Source organism: Amycolatopsis sp. (assembly GCF_035546795.1).
Taxonomy (GTDB): domain Bacteria; phylum Actinomycetota; class Actinomycetes; order Mycobacteriales; family Pseudonocardiaceae; genus Amycolatopsis_E.
This window is the reverse complement of record NZ_DASZWC010000033.1, coordinates 83,522-103,501: the sequence shown is the minus strand read 5'-3', so window position 1 is coordinate 103,501 and position 19,980 is coordinate 83,522. Positions and strand designations below refer to the sequence as shown.

Sequence of the window (19,980 nt, the reverse complement as noted above, 5' to 3'; positions counted from 1 at the left end):
AGCCCCGCCCCGGTGGCACCGGTAAAAAGACGTGCCTGTGAATGGACTACCGGCCGCGACGCGGGAACACCGGGTCGCACTGCTCGTCCTTACGGTCCCGAGGCAGCGGGCAGAAGAACCCGCCCCAGGACTTCTTCTTCTGCTCGTTGTAGCCGGTGCGCCAGATCATGTCGCCGTGGTCGCAGTACTCCTGCTCCACGCCCCTGGGCGGGCCGTCCGCAGCCTCCGGCTTCCCGGCCGGACGCTCGTTGCGCTGCTGACTGGAACCGCCGCCCCGCTGCTGCTGTCCGCCGCGCGACTGCTGGCCGCCGGAGCGCTGTCCGCCGGACGCGTCGTCCTTGCCCGCGAACGTGGCGCCGATGCGCTTGATCCTGGTCAGCAGAGCCGCCAGGCGCTTGCCGTCCGAGAGCGTCTCCTCCAGGTCGGTGAGATCCTTGGCGTGGACCACCAGCCACGGAGCTTCAAAGCCGGAGCCACCCTTGAAGGTGGCCACGAGCTTGCCCTCGCCGCCCGCGTTGATCGTGATCGGCTGACCGGCCCCCTGAGCCGGTGCCGGGGCAGACGCCTCGTCGTCCCACGGACCACGGCTGCTACCGCGCTGGCGCTCGCTCGGAGCGCGGCCCTGCTGCGCCTCGTCCGGGGCGTCGTCAGCGAACGGGTCGTAGTTGTCGTTGCTCACTTAGTTACCTCTCTGTTGTGTGCAATGTGGACTGACCAGTGGTCAGCCCTCGTACAGGGCCTGCTGATACTCGTAGTCGTCGAGGTCCTCGGGGTCGTACATCGCTATCCCTCCATGTACTCGGGGTTCAGCGCCCGCTTGGCGCTGCCGTTACCGGCGTAGTCGTCCCGGGAGATCTGCCGGGCCTGGTCGTTGCTGATGACTGCGCGGGAGCCCGGCCCCTGGTCGTAGCCGCGACGACGAGCCGCGTTGATCTGGTTCATGCAGTCCGTCAGTGAGTCGACCGCGCGGGAGAGCGCCATCTTCTCGGTCACGGTCTCTTCCAGGACGTACCGCTTCCAGATCAGCTCGGCGTACCGAGGGTTCTTGTCCCGGAGCAGGGCCGTGGCCTCGTCGAGGTCGAGCCGTTCGGTGTAGGTCCGCTCGCGCTGCTCGTGGAGCGTGCCGCGCCCCAGGATCTCCCGGACATCCCTTGTGCTGTAGAGGAAGTTGCCCGTGAAGTGGTCGTAATCGACCCTCTCCTGGACCGCGAGCTGTGTACCGATCCGGTAGAGCGTCTCCCGACGCGCCGCCGGGTCGAACTCTGCCAGCCGCTTCACCGTTCGCTTATCCAGCAGGTGCAGCGTGATCTCCTGCTCGATGTCCTCGACAGTGGTCACCGCTCCCCATTCCCGTCCGACACGCGTCGCCGCGCGCTGAATGTCATGGAGAATCTCGGCGAGCGCCTCGTCCTGTTCGGTGTTCAATGCGCCCTCCCAAAGTGGCACGAGTAAAGGATCAGACCTCGTAGATCTCGCCGTCGACTTCGAACTTGCGACTCAGAATCGGAACGTTCTTCACGTGCACCCCGCGACCGTCCACAGTGGCCACGGCGAAACCCATTTGCCAGTTGGCCGTACCCTCCTTGAGGTACTGTTTGCTGGCGAGCTTCGGGTCCATGAGGTGACCCACCTCGACCCCGGTCAGGGTCCTGCCGTCGCCGTCGAAGCCCCGGGTCTCGTGCAAGATCCCCTGCCGGTGCGTGTGGCCCATGATGACCGACTTGTCGAACTTGACCGCCGCCCGGAGCGCGGTGTTGCCCGCGATCCGGTTGAGCGAGATCCCGCCCTTGTGGCCGTGAGTCATGATCCAGCCAGGCGCGAACCGGTAGAACGTCGGCAGGCGCTCGACGCCGAAGCCGTCGAAGTCGCACAGCACATCGAAGTGGTACGACCGGCGCGGGTCCCGAGCCAGTGCCGGTGCGTACTTCTCCGCATAGACACGAGGTCGCTCGTCGTGGTTGCCCTCGAAGACCTTGACCGGGCCGTCGTACACGGACCTCAAGGGCTCCAAGAACAGCCGCTTGGCGTCGTCTGAGTCCTCGAAGACAGACCCCTCGAACTCGCCGCGCGAGTCCTTGTTCCAGCGGGACGGCTGGGGGTAGTCGACGAGGTCACCGATCTGTACCACCTCGTCCGGCTGGTAGTCGCCGACGAAACGGAGCACCGCCTTCAGCGCTTTCCGGTGGTGGTACGGGATCTGTGTATCCGAGATGATGACGATTCGCTTACTCATTCAGGGCCTTTCACTTTCCGAGCCTCCCGAGGAAGGCTTTCTTCCCGTGTTTAAGCACGGTGCTGTTGACGTCCTCTCCCTTTGGCATGGGGACGATTTTGGCGTTCGGAAGTTTCTTCGCCACGCTGGTGGCGAATCGCATTCCGGGGTCGTCCCCGTCTGCGAAGATGTACACCGTTTCGTAGCCCCGGAAAGGCTCGGTGAAATGGTCCTTCCACGACTCGACTCCGGGAACTCCTACCGTGGGAATGCCGCACGCGGACGCGGTTAGCGCGTCTAGCTCGCCTTCGGACATGCCTATTTCGTCGTCCTCGGTAATCAGCGCGAGGGTGTTGTAGAGCCTCGGCCGGTCGGCCGGGAGGCTCATGTATTTGCCATGATTTTGGTGCTCGCACCCCTCCCGAATGCAGCGGAACCGGATCGACACGACGCTCCACTGGCCGTCGTTGTCGCGGCGCAGATAGGGGATGGCCAGCATCCCCCGGTACATCTCGTGCCCGGTCAGCGGCTCATCGACGTAGCCAAGGCGGAACCGGTTTACCTCCTTGGCCACGCTCGCTCCCATCAGACCGCGCTTGGCCAAATACTCGGCGGCCGGGCTTTCTGGCAGGCTTTCGTGGTACCGGCTTGTAGCTTCCACCAGAAATTGCTTCTGCGCGGCTGATAGCCTCGCCATACTCGCATCCCTCCTTTCTCATGATGATGCTGACTACGTTTCCCTTGAATCCGCACGCCTGACACTTGATTGCGTTGTGCTCGAACGAAACCGAGGCCGAAGGCCGGTCTTCGCTGTGGCTCGGACACAGGCACTTATTCCACTCCCGAACGTCCTCGGGCGGGTCCCAGCCGGGGAAGTATTCGAGCAGAACTTTCGTGATCGGCGCATCGAATGGATTCGCCATGTGATCGCCTCAATCTGGCACGAGTAAAAAAATCAGGCCGCGATTCGGTCCGGGTGGACGAAGTGACCCCCGTCCGGGTAGATGACGTCCCACGCGGGTGGATGCCGCAGGTACGCGGCCCCGCGCAGGAACGCCTCGATGTCGTCTCGCAGATGCCCGAGCACGTCCCGGTTGCACGACTTGCAGCACAGCCCCCGGACGCACCGGCCACAGCCCGGAAGCTCTGGGCAGCACGCGTGATCGTGGTCGACGGCCAGCCGCTTGGCTCGACCGGTCGCCCGCTGGCAGATGGCGCAGCGCCCGCCCTGGTGGTCGTACAGCGCCCAGTACTGCTCGCCGGTGATGCCGTACGTCTTCATCACGTACGCGGCGTGCTGACGGTCCTTTGAGGACCGTCGCCGGGCCTTCGAGTGCGTGTAGCACCGTGGGCTTCTCGGCCCGCCGTAGGGCTTACCGCTCCGGTTGACCACCGGCCGGTAGTTCGTTACCCCATCGGCGATACAGTCGATGCAGACCGGCCCGGCTGGTCGAGTCACCCCCAGGTCACCTCCCGCTGCGACGGTCGGGGATTCCAGGCCGCTGCGATCTCGAACCCGCTGTCCCCGATGAAGCCCTTCAGATGCTCCCAGGACAGCCGCTCGGGCTTCTCCGTGCCGGTCAGGTACCAAAACCCGTTTGGGGCGTGAATCGCGGCGTACGTGTAGCTCGTGCGGCAGTGCGCGAACCGGCGGTTGAACCGAATCACGTGGTCGACTCCGGGCTCGGGCCCGAATCGCTCATCACGGCGGTCCAGTTCTCGAAGTTCCTGCCGGGCCTCCAGGATGGCCTCCTGAGCCTTGCGGATTTTCTCCTGTGCCTTCTCTCGTGCGGTGGCCACGCTATCTCCTCTCGTTGTGGCACGGGTAAAAATACGGACGCGCTTAGAGCGTCACGAAGAACACGATAGCGAGGGCGAAATTCACCGCGCACATGATCGTCGGAAACGGATGGCTGTCCCTGGCCGCTGCGCGCAGCCACAGGAATCCCCCGATCAGGAACATGATCCCAACCAGCATTGCTATCTCCTCAATCGCCCAGGAATGGGTCGTCCTCGTCCGGGTCGAAGTCCGACCCCGGCTCGTCGTGCTCAACCACTGGCGGGCGCCACGCGGCGCCGTGGGCGGGATCGGACAGCGACATCTTGTCGCCGTCGAACTCCAGCTCCGCGTAGGTGTTGCCCGAAGGATCGTTCTTGCCACCACGGTTCTTGACCGGCGAGACACCGATCAGCCCCGGCCCCGGCCGGAACATGGTCAGGACCATCTCCGGCACGCGGGTGATCTGGCCCTTGACGCCCGACATCGGGATCGGCTTGTCACCGTCGTTGTACGGCCCGGTCACGTGGTGGAGACCCGCCACGCACGACTGGGTTTCACGGCCCATCGTGTGTAGGTAGTCGAGCAACCCTTCGAGACCGGCGAACGGGTCTCCGTCCTCTTCGGACATACCGCTCCGGATGTTCGTGATGTTGTCGACGATCACCAGATCCGGATAGCTGCCGTACACCTCGTCGTACGCCTCGACCGAGGTCTCCACATCGCCCAGCGTCGGGGACGCCAGGTAGTTGAACCTCACCGGCAGACCGGCCAGGGCCTCCTCGGCCGGACCAAGCTGGTCTTTCAGCACGGCGTCCTGTGCCGCCCTGAAGTTCCAGCCGGTGACCATCGCGACGGCCCGCGAGAGCTGGGTGTACGCGTCAGAGTCCGCCGACAGGTACAGCGTCGGCACAGCGGCCTTCAATGCGTACGCCAGGGTCAGCGCCGACTTGCCGGTACCGGCGCCCGCGCTGATGAGCGCGAGCTGACCACGGCGAAAGATGATCTCCTTCTCCTCGAAGGATTTCCAGACGATCGGCAAGGCCTCTCCGGCCTCGCCCCTCACACGCCTGGACTGAAGCAGCGAGTACAGGTCACTCCTCCCTTCCCTTGAGTTCCCACCAGACCGCGAACGCGACGACGAACGCGGCCATCAGGACGAAGATCACTTCGTCCGCCCGCCCCGGCCCCGCAGAGCCATCATGAGCAGCGCCACGACGGTGGCCGGTATGCTCAGGGTCTTGAGACAGCCGCCCTGGGTCGGAACGGTGGAGGTAGAAGGCATGGGTGTTCTCCCTTCGTGGGTGTTCGATTTCTCGCTCCGCGCGGTCGGCGGGGCGCTCTCGTTCATGTGGTTGGTGGGCTTGAACCTGCGCGAGCGCGCGGCTATCGAAGCCTTTTGACGTTGGCGGCGGTCCGGTTCGGCGGGTCGCCCGCGTTTCCCTCGATCACGTAATACTCGTCGAGGTACTCATCGAACCGGCGTAAGCTTTCGTTCTCGTTGAGCACCTCGGCGACTTCGGCATCCGTCAGGACGGCCACGACGCGCCGGAGTTGGGCCGTGGTGTTCTCGTACGTATACGCCGCGTGCGGAGTCCAGGGACCCTCGTAGATCTTCCACCACTTCGGTGTGCGGGAGTCGTACTTGACCTCGATGCGGTACTCACGCTCCGGATTGGCTCGGTTAAATAACATGCGGCTCCTCGATCACTTGCAGGGTCACGGACAGGACCGGAACCACGCGGTATCCGGCCAGGATCAGGGATTCACCGCGCCAGCGGCTACGTCCGATGTACTCGCCGGTCAGCTCCCTCATCGCGATCGTGCCGCGCGCCACGACCCGCGAGCCGGGCTTCGGGAAGTGGACCAGGTTGCGCGGCCAAGTCTCCAACTCGCCGGTCGCGATCTCCCGGACCTTGAACTGGCGGTCGTGGGTCACCTCGACGATCTCCCCGGTACGTCGACCCCACCAGTGGACAACGACGTCACCGACCTCGGGCTCGCGCTCCCGGGGCGCCGGGAATGCGGCCGTGAAGGCACGCGCGACCTTGTCCGCGTCGTGCTGGGCGATTCGGCGCTCTCGTACGAGATCCTGGCTCATGGCTTGCTCTCCTCTGTGTGGATCTTGTGGAGGCTCGTCCGCTCCCAGACGTCGGCCTCTCCTTTGTGGACAGCGGCGGCCACCTTGGACCAGCCGCCTTGCTTGCTGCCGGGGACCTGCATCCAGACGTCCCGCAGGGGCGGACCGCAGAGGCACACCCCGATCATTTCCTCGTCGCCCCAGACCGGACAGGACGACAGGTGACCGTGCTCGTTCCACCAACCTCGGTCCGGGTTCTCCCATTCCTTGCAGACCTCGTTGCAGTCCGGCCCGTCGCAGACCCCGTTACCACGGAAGTTGCACTCGTGCCGGGGGTCGTCGGCCGGGAGCAACCACGGTGCGGATTCGGCGGCGTCTTCCCTGTTCATGTCTCCTCCTTTCCGAATGGCACGAGTCAAAATTCCGACCATAAAAAGGACCCCGCTCGTAAGCGGGGTGGCACGGGTAAAGAATCAGCCCTGGGAAAATTCGCAGGCGTTCTTCACCGAACAGAAATTGCACTTGTCCGGGTCGGGCAAGGGCTCGAACTCTTCGGCCTTGATGCTCTCGTCGAGCCAGCGGAACTCCTCGGTGACGCGCTCGCGCGTCCACTCGGTGAGGTCGAACAGCTTGGTCGGCTTGCCAAGCCTCCCCATCCAGTAGTCCGCCTGGTCGGCCTTGATCCCGTACTGCTCCTCGACGGCAACGTCGTAGGTCGCGAGCTGGAACGCGTCGCCGGGCTTGTTGCCGGTCTTGATGTCGCGCGGCGTCGGGACGAGCGGTGTGTTCGCCACCAGCTCCTCGTACTCGGCCAATGCTTTCTTGGACGTGGACGGTTTGCCGCTCTTGGTGAGCGGCTTCGGAACCACGGGCTGGACCATCGTGATCTGGTCGATGAATCCCCGGACCTTGACCCCGTCGAGGTCGATGTCGAACTCCAGCTCGATCGCAGGCTCGCCGTCCGGCGTGATCCAGATGACTTCGCGCGGCGCCGTCTCGGTGTAGTACCGGACGTATGCCTCGACCTGTTCGAAGCCTTTTTCGTACCGGCGGTCGACGTCCTCCGGGCACTTGTACGGACCACTGCGGAACCAGTAATCCCAGTTGGGGGTGTCCTGGCAGTACCGCGTGATTTCCTCGGCGTACGAACGGGTGTAGATGGCCTGGGCCTCCGCGAGACTCATCTCTCGGCCGGACTTCTCCCACTCCTCGGCCGCCTTGTGAACGGCCGTGCCCTGCGGAAGCCACGCGGCTGGCTTCTGCCACGCGCGAACCCTTCGTTGCAGGTAATAGGAATAGGGGCACTTCTTGAACTGGTTGTACTGAGAGACAGATCGGTATTTAACCGGCTGTGACTCGGTCTTCTCCACTCCTCACCTCCCTGCCCATGCGGGCGCTCGGGACCAGGAGGGCCGCGCACTCGTGCGGGCCGCCGGGGCACTGGTCGTAAATCATGACCCGTGATCGGACAGCTCTCCCGAACATCATGTTCCGATCCGACACAGTGACTGATGAAACCTCCTTGGTGCAGTACTCGTCCAGGAACGACCGGACGGGCGCGTACAGGTCGCTGTGGTTCTTGACGAGAACACTCCTGTACACGCTAAGCATTCGCCCGTCTTCTACCCGAGTCATGATCGCTGACAGGCGGGTCTCGCTGAAAGCGATGACTCTCGGGGTTTCGGACATGTCTCTCCTCTGAGCTATTCGCGCGGCCAATCCTCTTCATCGGGCAGCCGCCAGTCCACTTTGGTCTCATCGGTGACCGTGGTGTACTCGTTAGCGCGAAAGAGGAGTTCGTCATCACTTTCCTCGCGCGGAACGTAGTCCCACCCGCCGGTAGCCACTCCGCGATGCGGCGGAATAGCCGGGTCGTAGACCAGCACTTCGTTGTACTTCTTCAGCCGCTGATACCACTGGCGCAGGTATCGCAGCTTGCTCTTGGACATGCCCTCGCCCCCGGTAGCGATGTACTCCGCGTGCCAAGCGGCACGGGCATACGGCGTGGCCCCGTGGATGTGCTCCGGCCGAATGTCCTTCCACGGCATGGACTCGCGTGCCGCTCGCGCCGGGCTGATGTAGCCCGGCCCCGTGTTGTGCAGGTGGTAGTTAGCGAGCTGCTTCGAAACACCGAGGGCCTCGGCGGCCTCGGTGAGCGACAGCCCGTGAATGTCTACCAACTCTTTGACCATCGAGTGAGTTATCTGCGGCTTCGGTGGCATTCCTACTCCTTGGTAGCGTTACCGAAACTTTACCGCTAACACTGGCACGTGTCAAAGAGGGTGTGCGGAGCGAGGCTCCGTGTCCCATCACAGCCCTTGTCCCCCAGCGGCAAGCGTTGTGCTTAACGTCACGCATCGTGCAAATCTCTCCCCCATTTTGGGCAACACCACCTAGGGGGAGATTACCGAGCCTTTACAGGTGCCATCATCGTGGCTTGGATCACGGTGGGAATCGCGTCATGACCCCCCGGTCGACACGTCCCACCCGTTTTGGATCAGCCCACCGTGTGGGTCATTACCTGGCAGCCCAGGAAGCTAAGCGTTACCGCCCAACTCCACTTGGTCAAGCGCAGGAGGAAGATCGTTCCGAGTTCCCGCACGTCAAACCTCCTTCGGTGCCCGGGCGAGCACCGGGGCGCCGTACTCGTAGGTGATGATCCGGACCCGCTCGGTACCGGGATCGATGCGGATCGTGATGCACCCGTCCGTGTTACGGACGGTCTCGATTTTCAGGTCGCCGTGCTGAAGACGATCACGCTCGGCCATGACTCCCATGCCTCTCATTCGCCCGTACAAGACGCGGGCACAAGAAAAGGGGCCGACCATCGGGTCGACCCCTCAACTTGCGTCAGCGGCTACGTCAGCCGGTCACACCTCTCTCAGACCCTCCATTGGCGCATGTGTTTCAAGGTCACCCGTTCGCCGGGCTCGCTTTGGGACATCGTGATCGCCCGCGCCAGATGCGCGGCAAGCTCGGTAGGCAACACCAGCTCGGCCGTCAAGCGCCCCTCGCCCCCGTCCCGCACCGTCACCGTGGTAAACCCGTCGGGGGTCGTCACGACGTTGAAACCCCTGACCTCGTCCAGCCGGATAGATCCGCCAACCGCCACGAGTCAAGCCTTCCTATCCGTAGATCACTTTGCCGAACGCGATGTACTGGAGCACCTCGTCCGCCATCGCCGCGTCGAAGTCGGCGTTCTCCGGGTCCGCGACGAACGTCCGGCACTCGCGGAGCACGTGTTCACCGAGATACTCCGGCCGCTTGTCCTTGGCCGTCCGCGCGAGCGTGTTGACGGCCCGGCTCAAGGCTTTGTGATCGAACACGATGGCCTTGTCCCCGACCGTGTCCATGTCGGGGTCGTACTCCCGGACGGTCACGGACCAGTCGTCGGGAGCGTCCACCGTGTCAGTCCCGTGCGACCGCGATACGCGCCACCAGGAGTAACTCAGCGCGCCCGAGCCAATGAAGTGGTCGCAGGTGTCCTGCGGGGTGATCGTGGCCATGCCTTTCAAACCTCTCTTTCAGCACGTCAGGGCGAGGGTACGCCGGGCAGCCCCGAGCTGTCCGCCGGTCTCGGAGTTGCACCGGCCGCACGCGGGTCGGATGTTGTCTCGCCGGTACGTCCCACCTTCGGCGCCGGGCGTTACACGGTCCACCGTGATGGTCCGCTCCGTGAGCAACCGGCCGCACCGGTAGCACGGAGCCTTCCGGCCGTCGCCGAACCGAACCAAGAGCCACGCTCGCCGCCGTCGTCGGTCGGTCGAGCTACCCCGGGCGTTGCGATTCGACGTACCGCGTTTGGCGGTCACTGACCCACGGGCGGGTACAGGGCCTCTTGCCCGTCGCCCGGCACGCCGGACCATCCGGACGCGATCAGGGCCTCCCACTTGCTATCGGACACGGTGCCGTACCGAACCGCGAGGTAGCCATAGACGTCCGCGCGACAGTGCGGGCTGTCGTGGTAGTACGCCATGCAATTCCGGTAGGCGCGCTGGTCGGCGTTCGTGCCGGTCGGGTAGTCGACTCCCGGGCCGCCGTGAGCGAGCGTGATTCCGACGAACGCGAGGGCCCCGATGATGACGACTGCAATAGCGGCTCGTGCAAAGCGGGTCATGGTCCAAACCTCTTTCAGTCGGAAACGAACACGTATTCGAGTACGGCGGGAACGAATGTGCGCGCAGTCTCGACTTCGGGACGTCGGTAGTTGCCGTTCTCGTATAGGGCCCAGGCATCCTCCGGCTCGCCGGACACGATGTCCCCGGCCCAACGATCGGCAACGTCTTCGTAGGTAGACAGGCCTTTGATGTCGAGCAAGTCACCGTTGGGTGTCTCGACCATCCAATGTCTAGGGATGCCGCCGTACCCGTGCACACCCACCTGCACCATCGGCCACCCGGTTTCTTCGTTCAACGCGAGCGCCAAGGCGTGGCACTGCCCGTTGGTGAACGCGCGGCGGGCTTCGTCGTCGATCACGCCGGGGGTCACGTCGGCATACCCCCACACCGTCCGAACGGACACAGTGGACGGACGCGTAAGAATGGCAGTCATGTCTTCTAAACCTCTCCGTTTCGGTGGCTCACGTGGCCGCACGGGGCCGAAACACCGTGCGACCGTGGTCAGCTACCGCCGGGGCTCATGCCTTCCGTGCGAGCTTGGACAGGAACGCTGCGAGCGCGAGAGCGTCTTCGCGGTTCTGGACGCGAACCATCCATTCGGTACCGCCGTCGTACGACTCTTTGACCTCTCCGCGTACGGTGCCGTTGCCGTACAGGCCGCCACCGAATAGCACAGAGCCACGTTCAAGCCCCCCGCGCTTGGCGTCGGGCAGGTTGGCGGCCAAGCCGTCCAACCGTTCGCCTTTCTCCTGTTCGGCCCTGTCGTGCTCTGCCTTGCGTGCCCGGGCAAAGGCCAGGGTCGGGAGGTAGTCCGGCAGTAGGCGCCGCCGGATATCGCCCGCGATTCGCGCAGGCGCCTTGTCGGGTGTAACCGTGATCTTGAACGAGGATTTTTCGTTGTACGGCAAACGATCCGAGAGTTCACGGTCGAGGCTTCCGGAGATCTCCAGACGTTCGCCGGACGCTTTCCACGCGTCCACAAGCCGGAGATGCAGCCCCGCCCCGTTGGGGCCGGTAATCCGAGCATCCTCGCCGTTGGACCAGTACCCGGGTTGGGCCTCCCACCCGTCTCCTAGGTCCATAGCAACACCACGCGCGACTGCCAGCGCGTCATATTCGGCCATGCCCTTACCCCTTTCTGTTGACTAGCAACCAAAGCGGCCCCCGGGCACACGGTCCGGGGGTCACTCAAGCGGCTAGATCAGGGAAAGCTGTGCGGGGTCGACGTACGGCTTACGCCACGCCTCTACAATTTCCCCGACGACGTAGGCGATAGCGTCCACATGGTTTGCATTCACCACGGACGTGGCTGTCTCCGCGTAGAACTCCGTGCCCTCGAATCCGTAGTAGAGCTCTCGGATGTCGTCTTCTGAGAACCCGAACACGTCCAGCGTGTCCAGCGTGTCATCCAGTCCTAGCGCGGTCTCCACTTCGGACAGAACGTCAGAGCCTAGGTACTGGTCCCATGCCTCCTCGGCGAGTTCGGTCACGTACTCGGAGTGGGTCTCCTCGTCCAGTAGCACGTACTCGGCTATGTGTTCGATCGAGTACACAAGGGACTCAAGACGGTTTATGCCATCCTCCGTGTCTTCCGTGTCCGGAAGCTCTCCGAGCGTGGCGGTTGCCGCTTTGCCCCCGAAATCGATGTCGGACACGATGACACCCGGAACGTCTTTCAACGCACGGACGTTTGCCGCATCGATGTCGCTACCGCCATAGTCCGAATAGGACACAAGGTTGAGCGTCACCGGGTACAGGTCGCCGGTTTCCTCGCCGTCCGACAGGACCAGTTCGTACAGGGTCACGTCGTCGATCCGGCCGACGTGCGAGAGGCGCCCGTACGCCTGAACTTCGTACGCTTCTACGATGTGGCAGTCCAGCAAGCGGCGCCAGAGTTCCACAACGCGTGTGTACTGCTCCGGCGAGTATGGGTGTTGCACCTTGGCAGCCATGGTCTTGTCCTCTCAGGCGTTGGTGGCGGGCGCACAAGGCACCCCCGGTGCGATCGCACCGGAAGCACCTAGGGCGTCCGGCTATGACCCACAATCAGCCGCATGGTGCAGCGCCGTCCGCACCAGCACGGCGAGCGTGTCCCCCTGTTCCACGTCACACACAGCCTCATCGCAGGTGCCGTGCACTAGTTCGGGATCACGCTTCGCGAGATCGCCTGACCACGCGACCGTGAACGTCTCTAGTACCGCTTCGACCGTTTCCGCTAGGAAGCTCACGCGGCCACCTCCGCCGTCCGCAGCTCGATCCCCCGGGCAACGTCCCACACGGCAAGCTCCCCGTGCTTGCGGGCGAGTGCCAAGGCCTCTGACCTGTCGTAGACCACGGTCGAAACGTCTAGGTGGGTAATGCCGGTCTCCGTGTCCAGCCACGCTCCGAGGATCTTGGAACCCGTGACCAGGATGGGCGCGTGATCGAACGCGTAGGACCTGATGTCCTCGGCCGTAACTCGGCCGGTGAACTGTCGGTTGCACTCCGGGTTGGTGCTCACCGCGTAGCCACTCACGGGCGCCTGTCCGGTGCGTGGGTTCACGCTGAACCCACCCTCGAATTCGAGGTCACGGGCGAGAGCGGAGGGTGTGTCGAGGGTGGCAGTCATGACCATATCTCCTGTCTTCGTGCCACTGGCACGGGTACAAAATCGATCCTGGCAAATGGACGCTCACCGGCCGCCACACCGTGACAACCGGGAGCACGTGCCCGGGGGCGGAATCGAACCGCCCCTGCACCTGTCGGGCCTCAAACCTCTTCGGACTCCGCGCGGATGGTCTGGCGCCAGTAGTCCTCTGCGGGAAGGGTGTCCAGCTTGCGGACCCGGGCAACGATGCGAGCGATGAACGCCGGGCCGACGAACACGTACCCAGAGGCCTCGCGCGGGTCGAATACGTAGGTGGATCGGAACATGGTTACTCCTTGTCGAGTTCGATCGTGTAATCCGTGATGCCCCATGCCCTTGCCGCAACCCGCCCGGCATCCCGGTAGCTGCGTGCGTAGCCTAGGTGCTGCTCCGTGTCCGCATCTTCCACGTAGAACCGATTTCCGTCCCGTCCTACGCGTGCTTGTCGATCCAGACCACGGGCGATGATGATGGCCGTCCCGGCCGCCACCACGTCGATGAGGATCTTCGTTTCTACCATGCGTCACCCGGGGGAATCGAACCCCTTGCGCGTCGTTACCGCGACGCACCGGCTTCCTAGCGCGGGTGACAAGCTCCGTTATCCAGGTGGCGGCGGTCGGGCTAAGACTGCGGCGAGCTAGCGCCGTGTTTTCCAGCAAACCGGGCGGTAATCCGTGGGCCGCCCGGCCCCGACCGTCGCACGTGTGTCTGTGCCTGGTCACTATCTATGTGCCTCTCGCGTCGCTTCCCAGCGATCCGAGGGTGTCCTGTCAAGGTTCCCGTGGGTTTACCGGCTCCGCGTGTCCGGGAGGACCTTCGGTCTGCCGTTCCCCTGTCTGGCCTCTCTGTGTCCCGTTCGGCCTGACAAGAGAGACTTTACGGGTGCCACTGGCACGGGTCAAGGACGAATTGAGAACGTCACCCGTTCGGGGGAGAGCCTCTCAAGGGCTCTCCGTGTTTCCGCTGGTCAAGGGGTTGGCCCTAAGCGGTCGGGGCCTGCCGCGTGACCGATCGGAGCGGGTAACGGTGTTCCGACTTGGGGAAGGGGGAACAAGGGGGTTGGGGCCCGTCCAGTGCAGTAGCGGCCCCCGAAAGGGCCGCCTAGTCCAACCCAGTAGGGAGCGCATCAAGCGCTCCCCTAGTAGCTCTGTAGGGCCGCCGGAGAGCGGCCCCCAAGGGGAACGCCCCAAGCGTTCCCACTAGGCGCGTGAGCGCGCGAGAGAGGCTGTCCGATGGTCTGGCAGGGATCGGCCCGTAGGGACCGACTCCCCAATGATTGGAACGCCCGAAGGGTTCGCGTTCTGAAACGCGACCGGTACCGGTGCCAGATACAGGGGCCTACCTGTACGGGCAATGCCACCGACGTAGACCACGTGACACCGGGGGACAACCACTCGCTAGGGAACCTCCGCGCTGTGTGCAGCGCGTGCCACTCGGGCAAGTCCAGTGCAGAGGGGGTAGCGGCACGGGCACGGCTACGGGCACAGCGGGCACGCCCCGCAGAGAGGCACCCGGGCAGGCGCTAGGCGCTGCCCCTGCGCTGAGTTACAGCAGGCAGGGGGTTGTGCAGGGGGTACCCGCTGGGGTGCCGCCGCGCTGGCTTTCGCAGGACTTTCCTTGTGCAGCAACGCCTTCGCGTTGCTGTCTCTGTCCACTCAGGACAGACATACCCTGTACCCCCAGGGGGTATACCCCGCCCCCGCGCATGTGGGATCGGTGCGTATAGCGTTCGCCCGGTCCGATGCGTCGCACGAGCCTGTATTTTCCCACTTCGCCGGGGGTATCCCGGCGCACCGAGACAACCCGAGGAGGGCCATGACCGAGACCAAGCCGAAGGCCCCTCGCGGGCTGAAAACCGCAGGCCGGAACCTGTGGAAGGGCATCTCCGAAGAGTGGGATCTTCGCCCCGACGAGCTTCGTATCCTGGAGGATGCCGCCCGGGAGGCGGACATCATCGAACGGCTGCAAAAGGGCCTCGAAACGGCCCCGTTGACCGCCTACGGGAGCCAAGGCCAGGAGGTTATCCACCCTCTCTTCGCCGAGATCCGACAGCACAGGGCCACTCTGGCGGCCCTGATGCGCCAGCTCAAGCTCACGGAGCCCGACGAGGAATCGGGCGCCGCTGGCGGCGGGACGGTCAAGCCCATGAGCCGGACGGACAGCGCCCGGAAGGCCGCTCAAGCCCGGTGGGGCACCTGATGGCCCGGTCCAAGCGGGCCCGGCGGCGGGGATCGTCCGTTCCCGCGCTCGTCGAGGCCCTGCCGGATACCTTCCTGGCGCCAGCTCTCGGGAGCGACCCCACCGGGGCGCTCCGGGACTACACCTTCGGCCTACGCCAGTGGGTGATCGAGCAAGGCGTCGCTGTGGCCGACGCCAACCACGTCGTAGTCGACGTGATGGAACACATCGGGGCAGACCCCGCCGAGTGGTACCGGCGGGCCTGCTCCTCCTGAACCGGGCCGGGTAGAGCCGCGCGTCTCCTCCTCTCCGCGCTGGCTCCCCGGTCCACCTAGCCAACGGCCGTGACGGAGTCACGTCCTGGAGAGCCCGCTGTCCGTGGGTGTCCGGCCGTTGGCACTGGCTTCTCGGCCGTAAACGAGCCGTCCCGCGCGAGGGTCGGTCGGCCGGACACCGCCCTTGGCCAAGTGGCAAGGCACCCATCGCGGAGATGGGCACCGCCGGGTTCGATTCCCGGCAGGGCGACGACCGCGCGAGAGCGCGACCCCCGGCCGGGGGGCGAATACCGGCCCCTGCTGGCCCCGAACCAGTAGACAGGGCGGTGCGGATTTAGAAGGAAGGTCCGCGCGCGGCCCCCGTTCCCCGGTAGCTCAATGGCAGAGCACGCGGCTGTTAACCGCGCGGTTGGTGGTTCGAGTCCATCCCAGGGAGCTTCGCCCCGGTGCGCTGGGGCCTGATGGGCGAGGCCGACTGGTCGAGGCTGCGGTCTCCAAAACCGCCGTACGAGGTTCGATTCCTCGCGCCCATGCGTATGCCCCGGACCCGCCTCTGCACGGCACGCGGCCGGGGCTCTTTCTTGTCCAGACCAGCCGAGAGGACCACGCATGGTCATCCGCTTCAGCCTCTTCGGCTTCGAGATCTTCGCGATCGACCTCCTGGGCGCCGACGAGTTGCTCGGCGCGGCAGTCGACGAGTCCGAGGTCGACGAGCCGGACGAGGACGAACTGCCTTACGGCTTCGCCACGCCCATCGAGATATAGGAGGTGATCGGGAGTGCGGAACACCAAAGTCCGGCTCCCGGATCTCCTCCCCGCACCGAGCCACGTCATCGGCCCGACCTGGCGCCGGTTGCGGACCGGCGGCTACTGGCTCCCCGAGCGCACGCTGGGGTGGGGCGTCATCAACTGGCTGGCCGCTTACGTATCCATGCCCGGCGACCCCGACCGACCGTTCCTGCCCACGCTGGAACAGGCCCGGTTCCTGCTGTGGTGGTACGCCGTCGATGAGAACGGCGTTTTCGCCTACCGCGCGGGCATCCTGCGACGCCTGAAGGGCTGGGGTAAGGACCCGCTCGTCGCCGCGATGAGTCTCGCCGAGCTGTGCGGCCCCGTCGCTTTTTCGCACTTCGACGCGGCGGGATCTCTGATCGGAAAGCCGCGCGCCAGCGCCTGGATTCAGATCGCTGCGGTCAGCCAGGACCAGACCCGGAACACGTTCACGCTGTTCCCCGCGATGATCTCGGGGCGCCTGAAGGCGGACTACGGCCTGGACATCAACAAGACCATCATCTACACCCGCGCAGGCGGGATGATCGAAGGCGTCACGTCGAGCCCGCTCGCCCTGGAAGGCAAGCGCCCGACGTTCGTGGTGCTCAACGAAGTCCAGTGGTGGATCGAGTCCAACGACGGCCACGCGATGTTCGACGTCATCGAAGGCAACGTCACGAAGTCCGCTGGCGGTGTCGCCCGGTACCTCGCGATCTGTAACGCCCACATCCCCGGCCAGGACTCGGTCGGTGAGCGCCTGTGGGACAGCTACCAGGCTGTCCAAAGTGGACAGGCCATCGACACCGGCATCCTCTACGACGCCCTCGAATCCCCGGCGGACACGCCGGTCTCCGAGATTCCGTCTCCGGACGATGATCCGCAAGGTTACGAGGAGGGCATAGCCCGCCTCCGTGCCGGACTCGCTGTCGCCAGGGGTGACGCGGTCTGGCTTAACCTTGAGGTCATCATTGCGTCCATTTTGGACGTCAACAACGCGATCTCTGAGTCGCGCCGGAAGTTCCTGAACCAGATCAACGCGGCCGAAGACTCCTGGATCGCCCCTAACGAGTGGGGCTCCGAGAAGATCTGGGACCCGACGCTCGTCTTGCAGCCCAAGGACCGGATCACGCTCGGCTTCGACGGCTCGAAATCGAACGACTGGACAGCCCTGGTGGCCTGCCGAGTCGACGACGGTGCGCTGTTCGTGCTCAAGGTCTGGAACCCGGAGAACTGCCCCGGCGGAGAAGTGCCGCGCGAGCAGGTGGACGCCACGGTCCGGTCGGCTTTCGAGCGCTACGACGTTGTGGCCATGCGTGCCGACGTCCGTGAGTTCGAGGCGTACGTGGACCAGTGGGGCCGGGACTTTAAGCGCAAGCTCAAGGTCAACGCGAGCCCGGGTAACCCCGTGGCGTTCGACATGCGAGGCCAGAAGAAACGCTTCGCGTTCGACTGTGAGCGGTTCCTGGATGCGGTCCTGGAAGGCGAGCTGAAGCACAACGGCGACGCGGTCCTGAAGTCCCATGTGCTCAACGCCCACCGGCGCCCAACCAACTACGACGCCATTTCCATTGGCAAGGCGAGCAAGGACTCGTCTCGAAAGATCGACGTTGCCGTGTGTGCCGTTCTCGCATTCGGCGCAAGGCAGGAGTTCCTCATGTCCAAGAAGGCCCGCACAGGAAAGGTGACGGTGATGCGGTAATGGCCGACGCAAACGATCTCGCCCTCCTGACGAAGCTCGTCAACGACTTCGACGGGCATCAGAACGGCCTCAGCGCCAACCGGGCGTACTACGACGGCACGGCCCAGCCCACGCAGATCGGCCTGGCGACGCCGCCGGAGATGCGGAAGTTGCTCGCGGGCGTTGGGCTGTCCCGGACATATATCAGCGCCCTGGAGGAGCGGCTCGATATCGAGGGCTTCCGGCTCGCCGGTGAGACCCGAGCGGACAAGCGAATCTGGGAGTGGTGGCAGGCCAACAACCTCGACGAGACGTCGAGCTTCGGCCACACCGAGGCCCTGATCCACGGCCGCGCGTACATCCTCGGCTCCGCGCCGGACCCGGAGGACCCGCTGGACGACCCCGAGGTCCCCAAGCTGACCGTCGAGGGTCCCGAGCGCGTCTGGGCGGACGTCAACAGCCGCACCGGTCGTGTCCGCAACGCGGTCCGCGTGCTCCGCGACGACGTCACGTACGCCGCCGACAACCCCGACCCCGACTACGTCACGCTCTACACGCCGGTCTCCACAACGGGATACGTCAAGTCGGCCCGGGGCTGGACAGTCGACTTCCGGGTTGAGCACGACCTCGGTGTCGTGCCGGTCGTGCCGCTGCTGAATCGGTCGCTACTGACCGACATCTACGGCGCCTCGCAGATCACCACGGAGATCCGGTCCACAACGGACGCGATGGCCCGCGCGCTGATGAACATGCAGACCACTGCTGAGCTAATGGCCGTCCCGCAGAGGCTTCTCTTCGGCGTCAAGCCCGAGGACCTGACCGACGATCCGTCTAACTCGTACAAGGTGTTCCAGGCGTACATCGCCCGCATCCTCGCGTTCGAGGACTCGGACGGCAAGGCCCAGCAGTTCAGTGCAGCGGAGCTGCGGAACTTCACCGAGGTTCTCGACTACCTCACGAAGCAGGCCGCCTCGTACACCGGCCTCCCGCCGCAGTACCTGAGTTTCACGTCGGACAACCCGGCGTCGGCAGACGCCATCCGCGCCAGCGAGACCCGCCTGGTGAAGGTGGCAGAGCGGAAACAGCGAATCTTTGGCGGTGCCTGGGAGCAGGCGATGCGAATCGCGCTGCTGCTCATGGACGGCAAGCTGGACCGCTCCGCACACCGCATGGAGACGCTCTGGCGGAACCCCGCCACGCCGACGTTCGCCGCGAAGGCGGACGCCGTCGTCAAGCTCGCCACGGCCGCCACCCCAGACGGCCGCCCGGTCATCCCGATCGAGCGCGCCCGAGTCGATCTCGGCTATTCCGTCGAGGAACGACAGGAGATGGAGCAATGGGACCGGCAGAGCGCCACGAGTCAGCTCGCCACGCTCGTGCGACCGAGGTTCCAGGAGCCTGGACGGTCCTCCACACCGGACGAGGGGCCGACCCCGGAGGCTGAAGCCGCGTGAACGCCGAGGAGTACGCCAGCCAGCAGGAGGGCATCTCCAACGCACTGATCGCACTGATTCTCCAGCTCGTCAACGTGTTCCGCGCTCCCCGGCTCAATGGCCGGGACTGGGGCAACCTGCTCGCCGTCCTGTACCCGTACGTCACAGACGCTCGGACGCAGGCGGCAGAGCTGGGCCGGGAGTTCTACGACTCCCAGCGCTCGCAGCACAATCCCGATCTACCGCGACACGATTCGTTCCTCGCCTCGTACCGCCCGGAGTGGTTCGCAGAAGCGATGGAACCAGCACGCGCAGCGATGAGCAGGCCAGGCGCCTCTCAGGAAGCCGCCGCGCAGGTCGCCCTCCGCGCCGCCAAGGAAGTAGAAAACGGCGGCCGGAGAACGCTTCTCCGGGCCGTTGACACGGACCGGGTAGCGAAGGGATGGGCACGCGTCGCGACGGGCCGAGAGACGTGCGGCTTCTGCATGATGCTCGTCTCCCGAGGCCCGGTCTACTCGTCCGCCGAGGACGCGGGACTGGACCTCAACGACACCAGCGCCACCGACCTGTGGCTCAAGGCCGAACACGGCGATATCGATGCACAGCAGGCCATCGACGAGATGATGACCCGCTGGCACCCGGGATGCGATTGCAAGGTAGTCCCGGTCTTCGACCGTCGCGACTGGCCCGGCCGAGATGCCTACCTCCGAGCGGAGCGGGCGTGGGCCGACACCACCAAGGGCTACAGCGGCAAGGACGCGCTGAACGCCTTCCGCCGCGCCGTCGAGAGCGGCGAACTCGACGTCCGCGATTTCGCGATCGCGGCGTAGCA

Annotated in this window: 33 protein-coding genes, 3 tRNA genes and 1 pseudogene; 11 read left to right on the top strand and 26 right to left on the bottom strand. The window is 65.0% G+C overall.

Translation table 11 applies throughout. The features are described from left to right. Positions 1 to 46: 46 nt before the first annotated feature. The 9 genes and pseudogenes from VHD82_RS20385 to VHD82_RS20350 all read right to left on the bottom strand — a co-directional run bounded on the left by VHD82_RS20385 (position 47) and on the right by VHD82_RS20350 (position 5,031). Positions 47 to 679: a hypothetical protein gene (locus VHD82_RS20385; protein WP_325706004.1), complete on the bottom strand. Its 633-nt coding sequence runs from the start codon at positions 677 to 679 to the stop codon at positions 47 to 49. 104 nt (positions 680 to 783) lie between these two features. Further along, positions 784 to 1,425 carry a hypothetical protein gene (locus tag VHD82_RS20380; protein ID WP_325706001.1) on the bottom strand — a complete coding sequence of 214 codons (642 nt, stop codon included), beginning with the start codon at positions 1,423 to 1,425 and terminating at the stop codon, positions 784 to 786. A 31-nt stretch (positions 1,426 to 1,456) separates the two neighbouring features. Then, positions 1,457 to 2,233: a metallophosphoesterase gene (locus tag VHD82_RS20375; protein ID WP_325705998.1), complete on the bottom strand. Its 777-nt coding sequence runs from the start codon at positions 2,231 to 2,233 to the stop codon at positions 1,457 to 1,459. 10 nt (positions 2,234 to 2,243) lie between these two features. Continuing rightward, positions 2,244 to 2,909 carry a toprim domain-containing protein gene (locus VHD82_RS20370; RefSeq protein WP_325705995.1) on the bottom strand — a complete coding sequence of 222 codons (666 nt, stop codon included), beginning with the start codon at positions 2,907 to 2,909 and terminating at the stop codon, positions 2,244 to 2,246. Positions 2,910 to 2,943: 34 nt separating this feature from the next. After that, positions 2,944 to 3,135, bottom strand: a pseudogene (locus tag VHD82_RS36860) (CHC2 zinc finger domain-containing protein); the annotation flags it as partial. 32 nt (positions 3,136 to 3,167) lie between these two features. Next, positions 3,168 to 3,671 (bottom strand): endonuclease VII domain-containing protein, encoded by a 504-nt coding sequence (locus VHD82_RS20365; RefSeq protein WP_325705993.1) that lies wholly within the window; start codon positions 3,669 to 3,671, stop codon positions 3,168 to 3,170. After that, complete coding sequence (locus tag VHD82_RS20360) at positions 3,668 to 4,012, bottom strand: hypothetical protein (RefSeq protein ID WP_325705991.1); 345 nt, start codon at positions 4,010 to 4,012, stop codon at positions 3,668 to 3,670. Before VHD82_RS20360 ends, VHD82_RS20365 begins: the two co-directional genes overlap by 4 nt. A gap of 43 nt (positions 4,013 to 4,055) precedes the next feature. Next, entirely contained in the window at positions 4,056 to 4,190 is a 135-nt protein-coding gene (locus VHD82_RS20355) for a hypothetical protein (protein WP_325705988.1), read from the bottom strand. Between the two features lie 10 nt (positions 4,191 to 4,200). Beyond that, positions 4,201 to 5,031, bottom strand: a complete 831-nt coding sequence (locus tag VHD82_RS20350) for an AAA family ATPase (protein ID WP_325705980.1) — start codon at positions 5,029 to 5,031, stop codon at positions 4,201 to 4,203. Between the two features lie 160 nt (positions 5,032 to 5,191). Here VHD82_RS20350 and VHD82_RS20345 point away from each other — a divergent pair, with 160 nt between their 5' ends. Then, a complete protein-coding gene (locus tag VHD82_RS20345; RefSeq protein ID WP_325705978.1) occupies positions 5,192 to 5,392 on the top strand; it encodes a hypothetical protein in 201 nt (66 codons plus the stop codon). Here the strand turns inward: VHD82_RS20345 and VHD82_RS20340 are convergent. From VHD82_RS20340 to VHD82_RS20270, 17 genes are all read right to left on the bottom strand, one after another. After that, entirely contained in the window at positions 5,376 to 5,684 is a 309-nt protein-coding gene (locus tag VHD82_RS20340) for a hypothetical protein (protein WP_325705976.1), read from the bottom strand. The two genes, VHD82_RS20345 and VHD82_RS20340, sit on opposite strands and share 17 nt — an antisense overlap. Continuing rightward, a complete protein-coding gene (locus tag VHD82_RS20335) occupies positions 5,674 to 6,090 on the bottom strand; it encodes a hypothetical protein (RefSeq protein ID WP_325705973.1) in 417 nt (138 codons plus the stop codon). Before VHD82_RS20335 ends, VHD82_RS20340 begins: the two co-directional genes overlap by 11 nt. Then, on the bottom strand, positions 6,087 to 6,458 hold the full coding sequence (locus VHD82_RS20330) for a hypothetical protein (RefSeq protein ID WP_325705971.1): 372 nt from the start codon (positions 6,456 to 6,458) through the stop codon (positions 6,087 to 6,089). Before VHD82_RS20330 ends, VHD82_RS20335 begins: the two co-directional genes overlap by 4 nt. Before the next feature lie 84 nt (positions 6,459 to 6,542). After that, the gene (locus tag VHD82_RS20325) at positions 6,543 to 7,439 is read right to left on the bottom strand and encodes a RecB family exonuclease (RefSeq protein ID WP_325705968.1); all 897 of its coding nucleotides are present in this window, start codon (positions 7,437 to 7,439) and stop codon (positions 6,543 to 6,545) included. Beyond that, entirely contained in the window at positions 7,411 to 7,680 is a 270-nt protein-coding gene (locus tag VHD82_RS36855) for a hypothetical protein (protein ID WP_414637553.1), read from the bottom strand. Before VHD82_RS36855 ends, VHD82_RS20325 begins: the two co-directional genes overlap by 29 nt. A 92-nt stretch (positions 7,681 to 7,772) precedes the next feature. Continuing rightward, complete coding sequence (locus VHD82_RS20320) at positions 7,773 to 8,291, bottom strand: hypothetical protein (RefSeq protein WP_325705965.1); 519 nt, start codon at positions 8,289 to 8,291, stop codon at positions 7,773 to 7,775. Between the two features lie 381 nt (positions 8,292 to 8,672). After that, positions 8,673 to 8,837, bottom strand: coding sequence for a hypothetical protein (locus tag VHD82_RS20315; RefSeq protein ID WP_325705962.1), 165 nt, complete (start codon positions 8,835 to 8,837; stop codon positions 8,673 to 8,675). 113 nt (positions 8,838 to 8,950) lie between these two features. Next, positions 8,951 to 9,181: a hypothetical protein gene (locus tag VHD82_RS20310; RefSeq protein ID WP_325705960.1), complete on the bottom strand. Its 231-nt coding sequence runs from the start codon at positions 9,179 to 9,181 to the stop codon at positions 8,951 to 8,953. Positions 9,182 to 9,194: 13 nt separating this feature from the next. After that, positions 9,195 to 9,575, bottom strand: coding sequence for a hypothetical protein (locus tag VHD82_RS20305; protein WP_325705957.1), 381 nt, complete (start codon positions 9,573 to 9,575; stop codon positions 9,195 to 9,197). Between the two features lie 18 nt (positions 9,576 to 9,593). Further along, positions 9,594 to 9,935, bottom strand: a complete 342-nt coding sequence (locus VHD82_RS36850; protein ID WP_414637551.1) for an HNH endonuclease — start codon at positions 9,933 to 9,935, stop codon at positions 9,594 to 9,596. Then, on the bottom strand, positions 9,878 to 10,186 hold the full coding sequence (locus tag VHD82_RS20300; protein ID WP_325705955.1) for a hypothetical protein: 309 nt from the start codon (positions 10,184 to 10,186) through the stop codon (positions 9,878 to 9,880). Before VHD82_RS20300 ends, VHD82_RS36850 begins: the two co-directional genes overlap by 58 nt. Positions 10,187 to 10,200: 14 nt before the next feature. Beyond that, positions 10,201 to 10,557 (bottom strand): hypothetical protein, encoded by a 357-nt coding sequence (locus VHD82_RS20295; RefSeq protein WP_325705952.1) that lies wholly within the window; start codon positions 10,555 to 10,557, stop codon positions 10,201 to 10,203. 148 nt (positions 10,558 to 10,705) lie between these two features. Then, entirely contained in the window at positions 10,706 to 11,311 is a 606-nt protein-coding gene (locus VHD82_RS20290; protein ID WP_325705949.1) for a hypothetical protein, read from the bottom strand. 72 nt (positions 11,312 to 11,383) lie between these two features. Continuing rightward, positions 11,384 to 12,139 carry a hypothetical protein gene (locus VHD82_RS20285; protein ID WP_325705946.1) on the bottom strand — a complete coding sequence of 252 codons (756 nt, stop codon included), beginning with the start codon at positions 12,137 to 12,139 and terminating at the stop codon, positions 11,384 to 11,386. 272 nt (positions 12,140 to 12,411) lie between these two features. After that, positions 12,412 to 12,795, bottom strand: coding sequence for a hypothetical protein (locus VHD82_RS20280; protein WP_325705942.1), 384 nt, complete (start codon positions 12,793 to 12,795; stop codon positions 12,412 to 12,414). A gap of 140 nt (positions 12,796 to 12,935) precedes the next feature. Then, entirely contained in the window at positions 12,936 to 13,100 is a 165-nt protein-coding gene (locus tag VHD82_RS20275; RefSeq protein ID WP_325705939.1) for a hypothetical protein, read from the bottom strand. A 2-nt stretch (positions 13,101 to 13,102) separates the two neighbouring features. Continuing rightward, on the bottom strand, positions 13,103 to 13,333 hold the full coding sequence (locus VHD82_RS20270; RefSeq protein ID WP_325705936.1) for a hypothetical protein: 231 nt from the start codon (positions 13,331 to 13,333) through the stop codon (positions 13,103 to 13,105). Positions 13,334 to 14,045: 712 nt separating this feature from the next. On the opposite strand from VHD82_RS20270, the gene VHD82_RS20265 reads away from it, so the two are divergent. From VHD82_RS20265 to VHD82_RS20220, 10 genes are all read left to right on the top strand, one after another. Next, the gene (locus VHD82_RS20265) at positions 14,046 to 14,339 is read left to right on the top strand and encodes an HNH endonuclease signature motif containing protein (protein ID WP_325705933.1); all 294 of its coding nucleotides are present in this window, start codon (positions 14,046 to 14,048) and stop codon (positions 14,337 to 14,339) included. A 289-nt stretch (positions 14,340 to 14,628) separates the two neighbouring features. Then, positions 14,629 to 15,012: a hypothetical protein gene (locus VHD82_RS20260; RefSeq protein ID WP_325705931.1), complete on the top strand. Its 384-nt coding sequence runs from the start codon at positions 14,629 to 14,631 to the stop codon at positions 15,010 to 15,012. After that, positions 15,012 to 15,266, top strand: coding sequence for a hypothetical protein (locus VHD82_RS20255; RefSeq protein WP_325705928.1), 255 nt, complete (start codon positions 15,012 to 15,014; stop codon positions 15,264 to 15,266). Before VHD82_RS20260 ends, VHD82_RS20255 begins: the two co-directional genes overlap by 1 nt. A 178-nt stretch (positions 15,267 to 15,444) precedes the next feature. Beyond that, positions 15,445 to 15,517: transfer RNA gene (locus VHD82_RS20250), tRNA-Pro, on the top strand. 113 nt (positions 15,518 to 15,630) lie between these two features. Continuing rightward, positions 15,631 to 15,702: transfer RNA gene (locus VHD82_RS20245), tRNA-Asn, on the top strand. 25 nt (positions 15,703 to 15,727) lie between these two features. After that, positions 15,728 to 15,799 (top strand) — tRNA-Trp (locus VHD82_RS20240). A gap of 76 nt (positions 15,800 to 15,875) precedes the next feature. After that, positions 15,876 to 16,031 (top strand): hypothetical protein, encoded by a 156-nt coding sequence (locus VHD82_RS20235; RefSeq protein ID WP_325705926.1) that lies wholly within the window; start codon positions 15,876 to 15,878, stop codon positions 16,029 to 16,031. 13 nt (positions 16,032 to 16,044) lie between these two features. After that, positions 16,045 to 17,736 carry a hypothetical protein gene (locus tag VHD82_RS20230; RefSeq protein WP_325705923.1) on the top strand — a complete coding sequence of 564 codons (1,692 nt, stop codon included), beginning with the start codon at positions 16,045 to 16,047 and terminating at the stop codon, positions 17,734 to 17,736. Beyond that, positions 17,736 to 19,169, top strand: coding sequence for a phage portal protein (locus VHD82_RS20225; protein ID WP_325705920.1), 1,434 nt, complete (start codon positions 17,736 to 17,738; stop codon positions 19,167 to 19,169). Before VHD82_RS20230 ends, VHD82_RS20225 begins: the two co-directional genes overlap by 1 nt. Further along, the gene (locus tag VHD82_RS20220; RefSeq protein WP_325705917.1) at positions 19,166 to 19,978 is read left to right on the top strand and encodes a hypothetical protein; all 813 of its coding nucleotides are present in this window, start codon (positions 19,166 to 19,168) and stop codon (positions 19,976 to 19,978) included. The genes VHD82_RS20225 and VHD82_RS20220 overlap by 4 nt, the downstream gene beginning before the upstream one ends. Positions 19,979 to 19,980 lie beyond the last annotated feature (2 nt).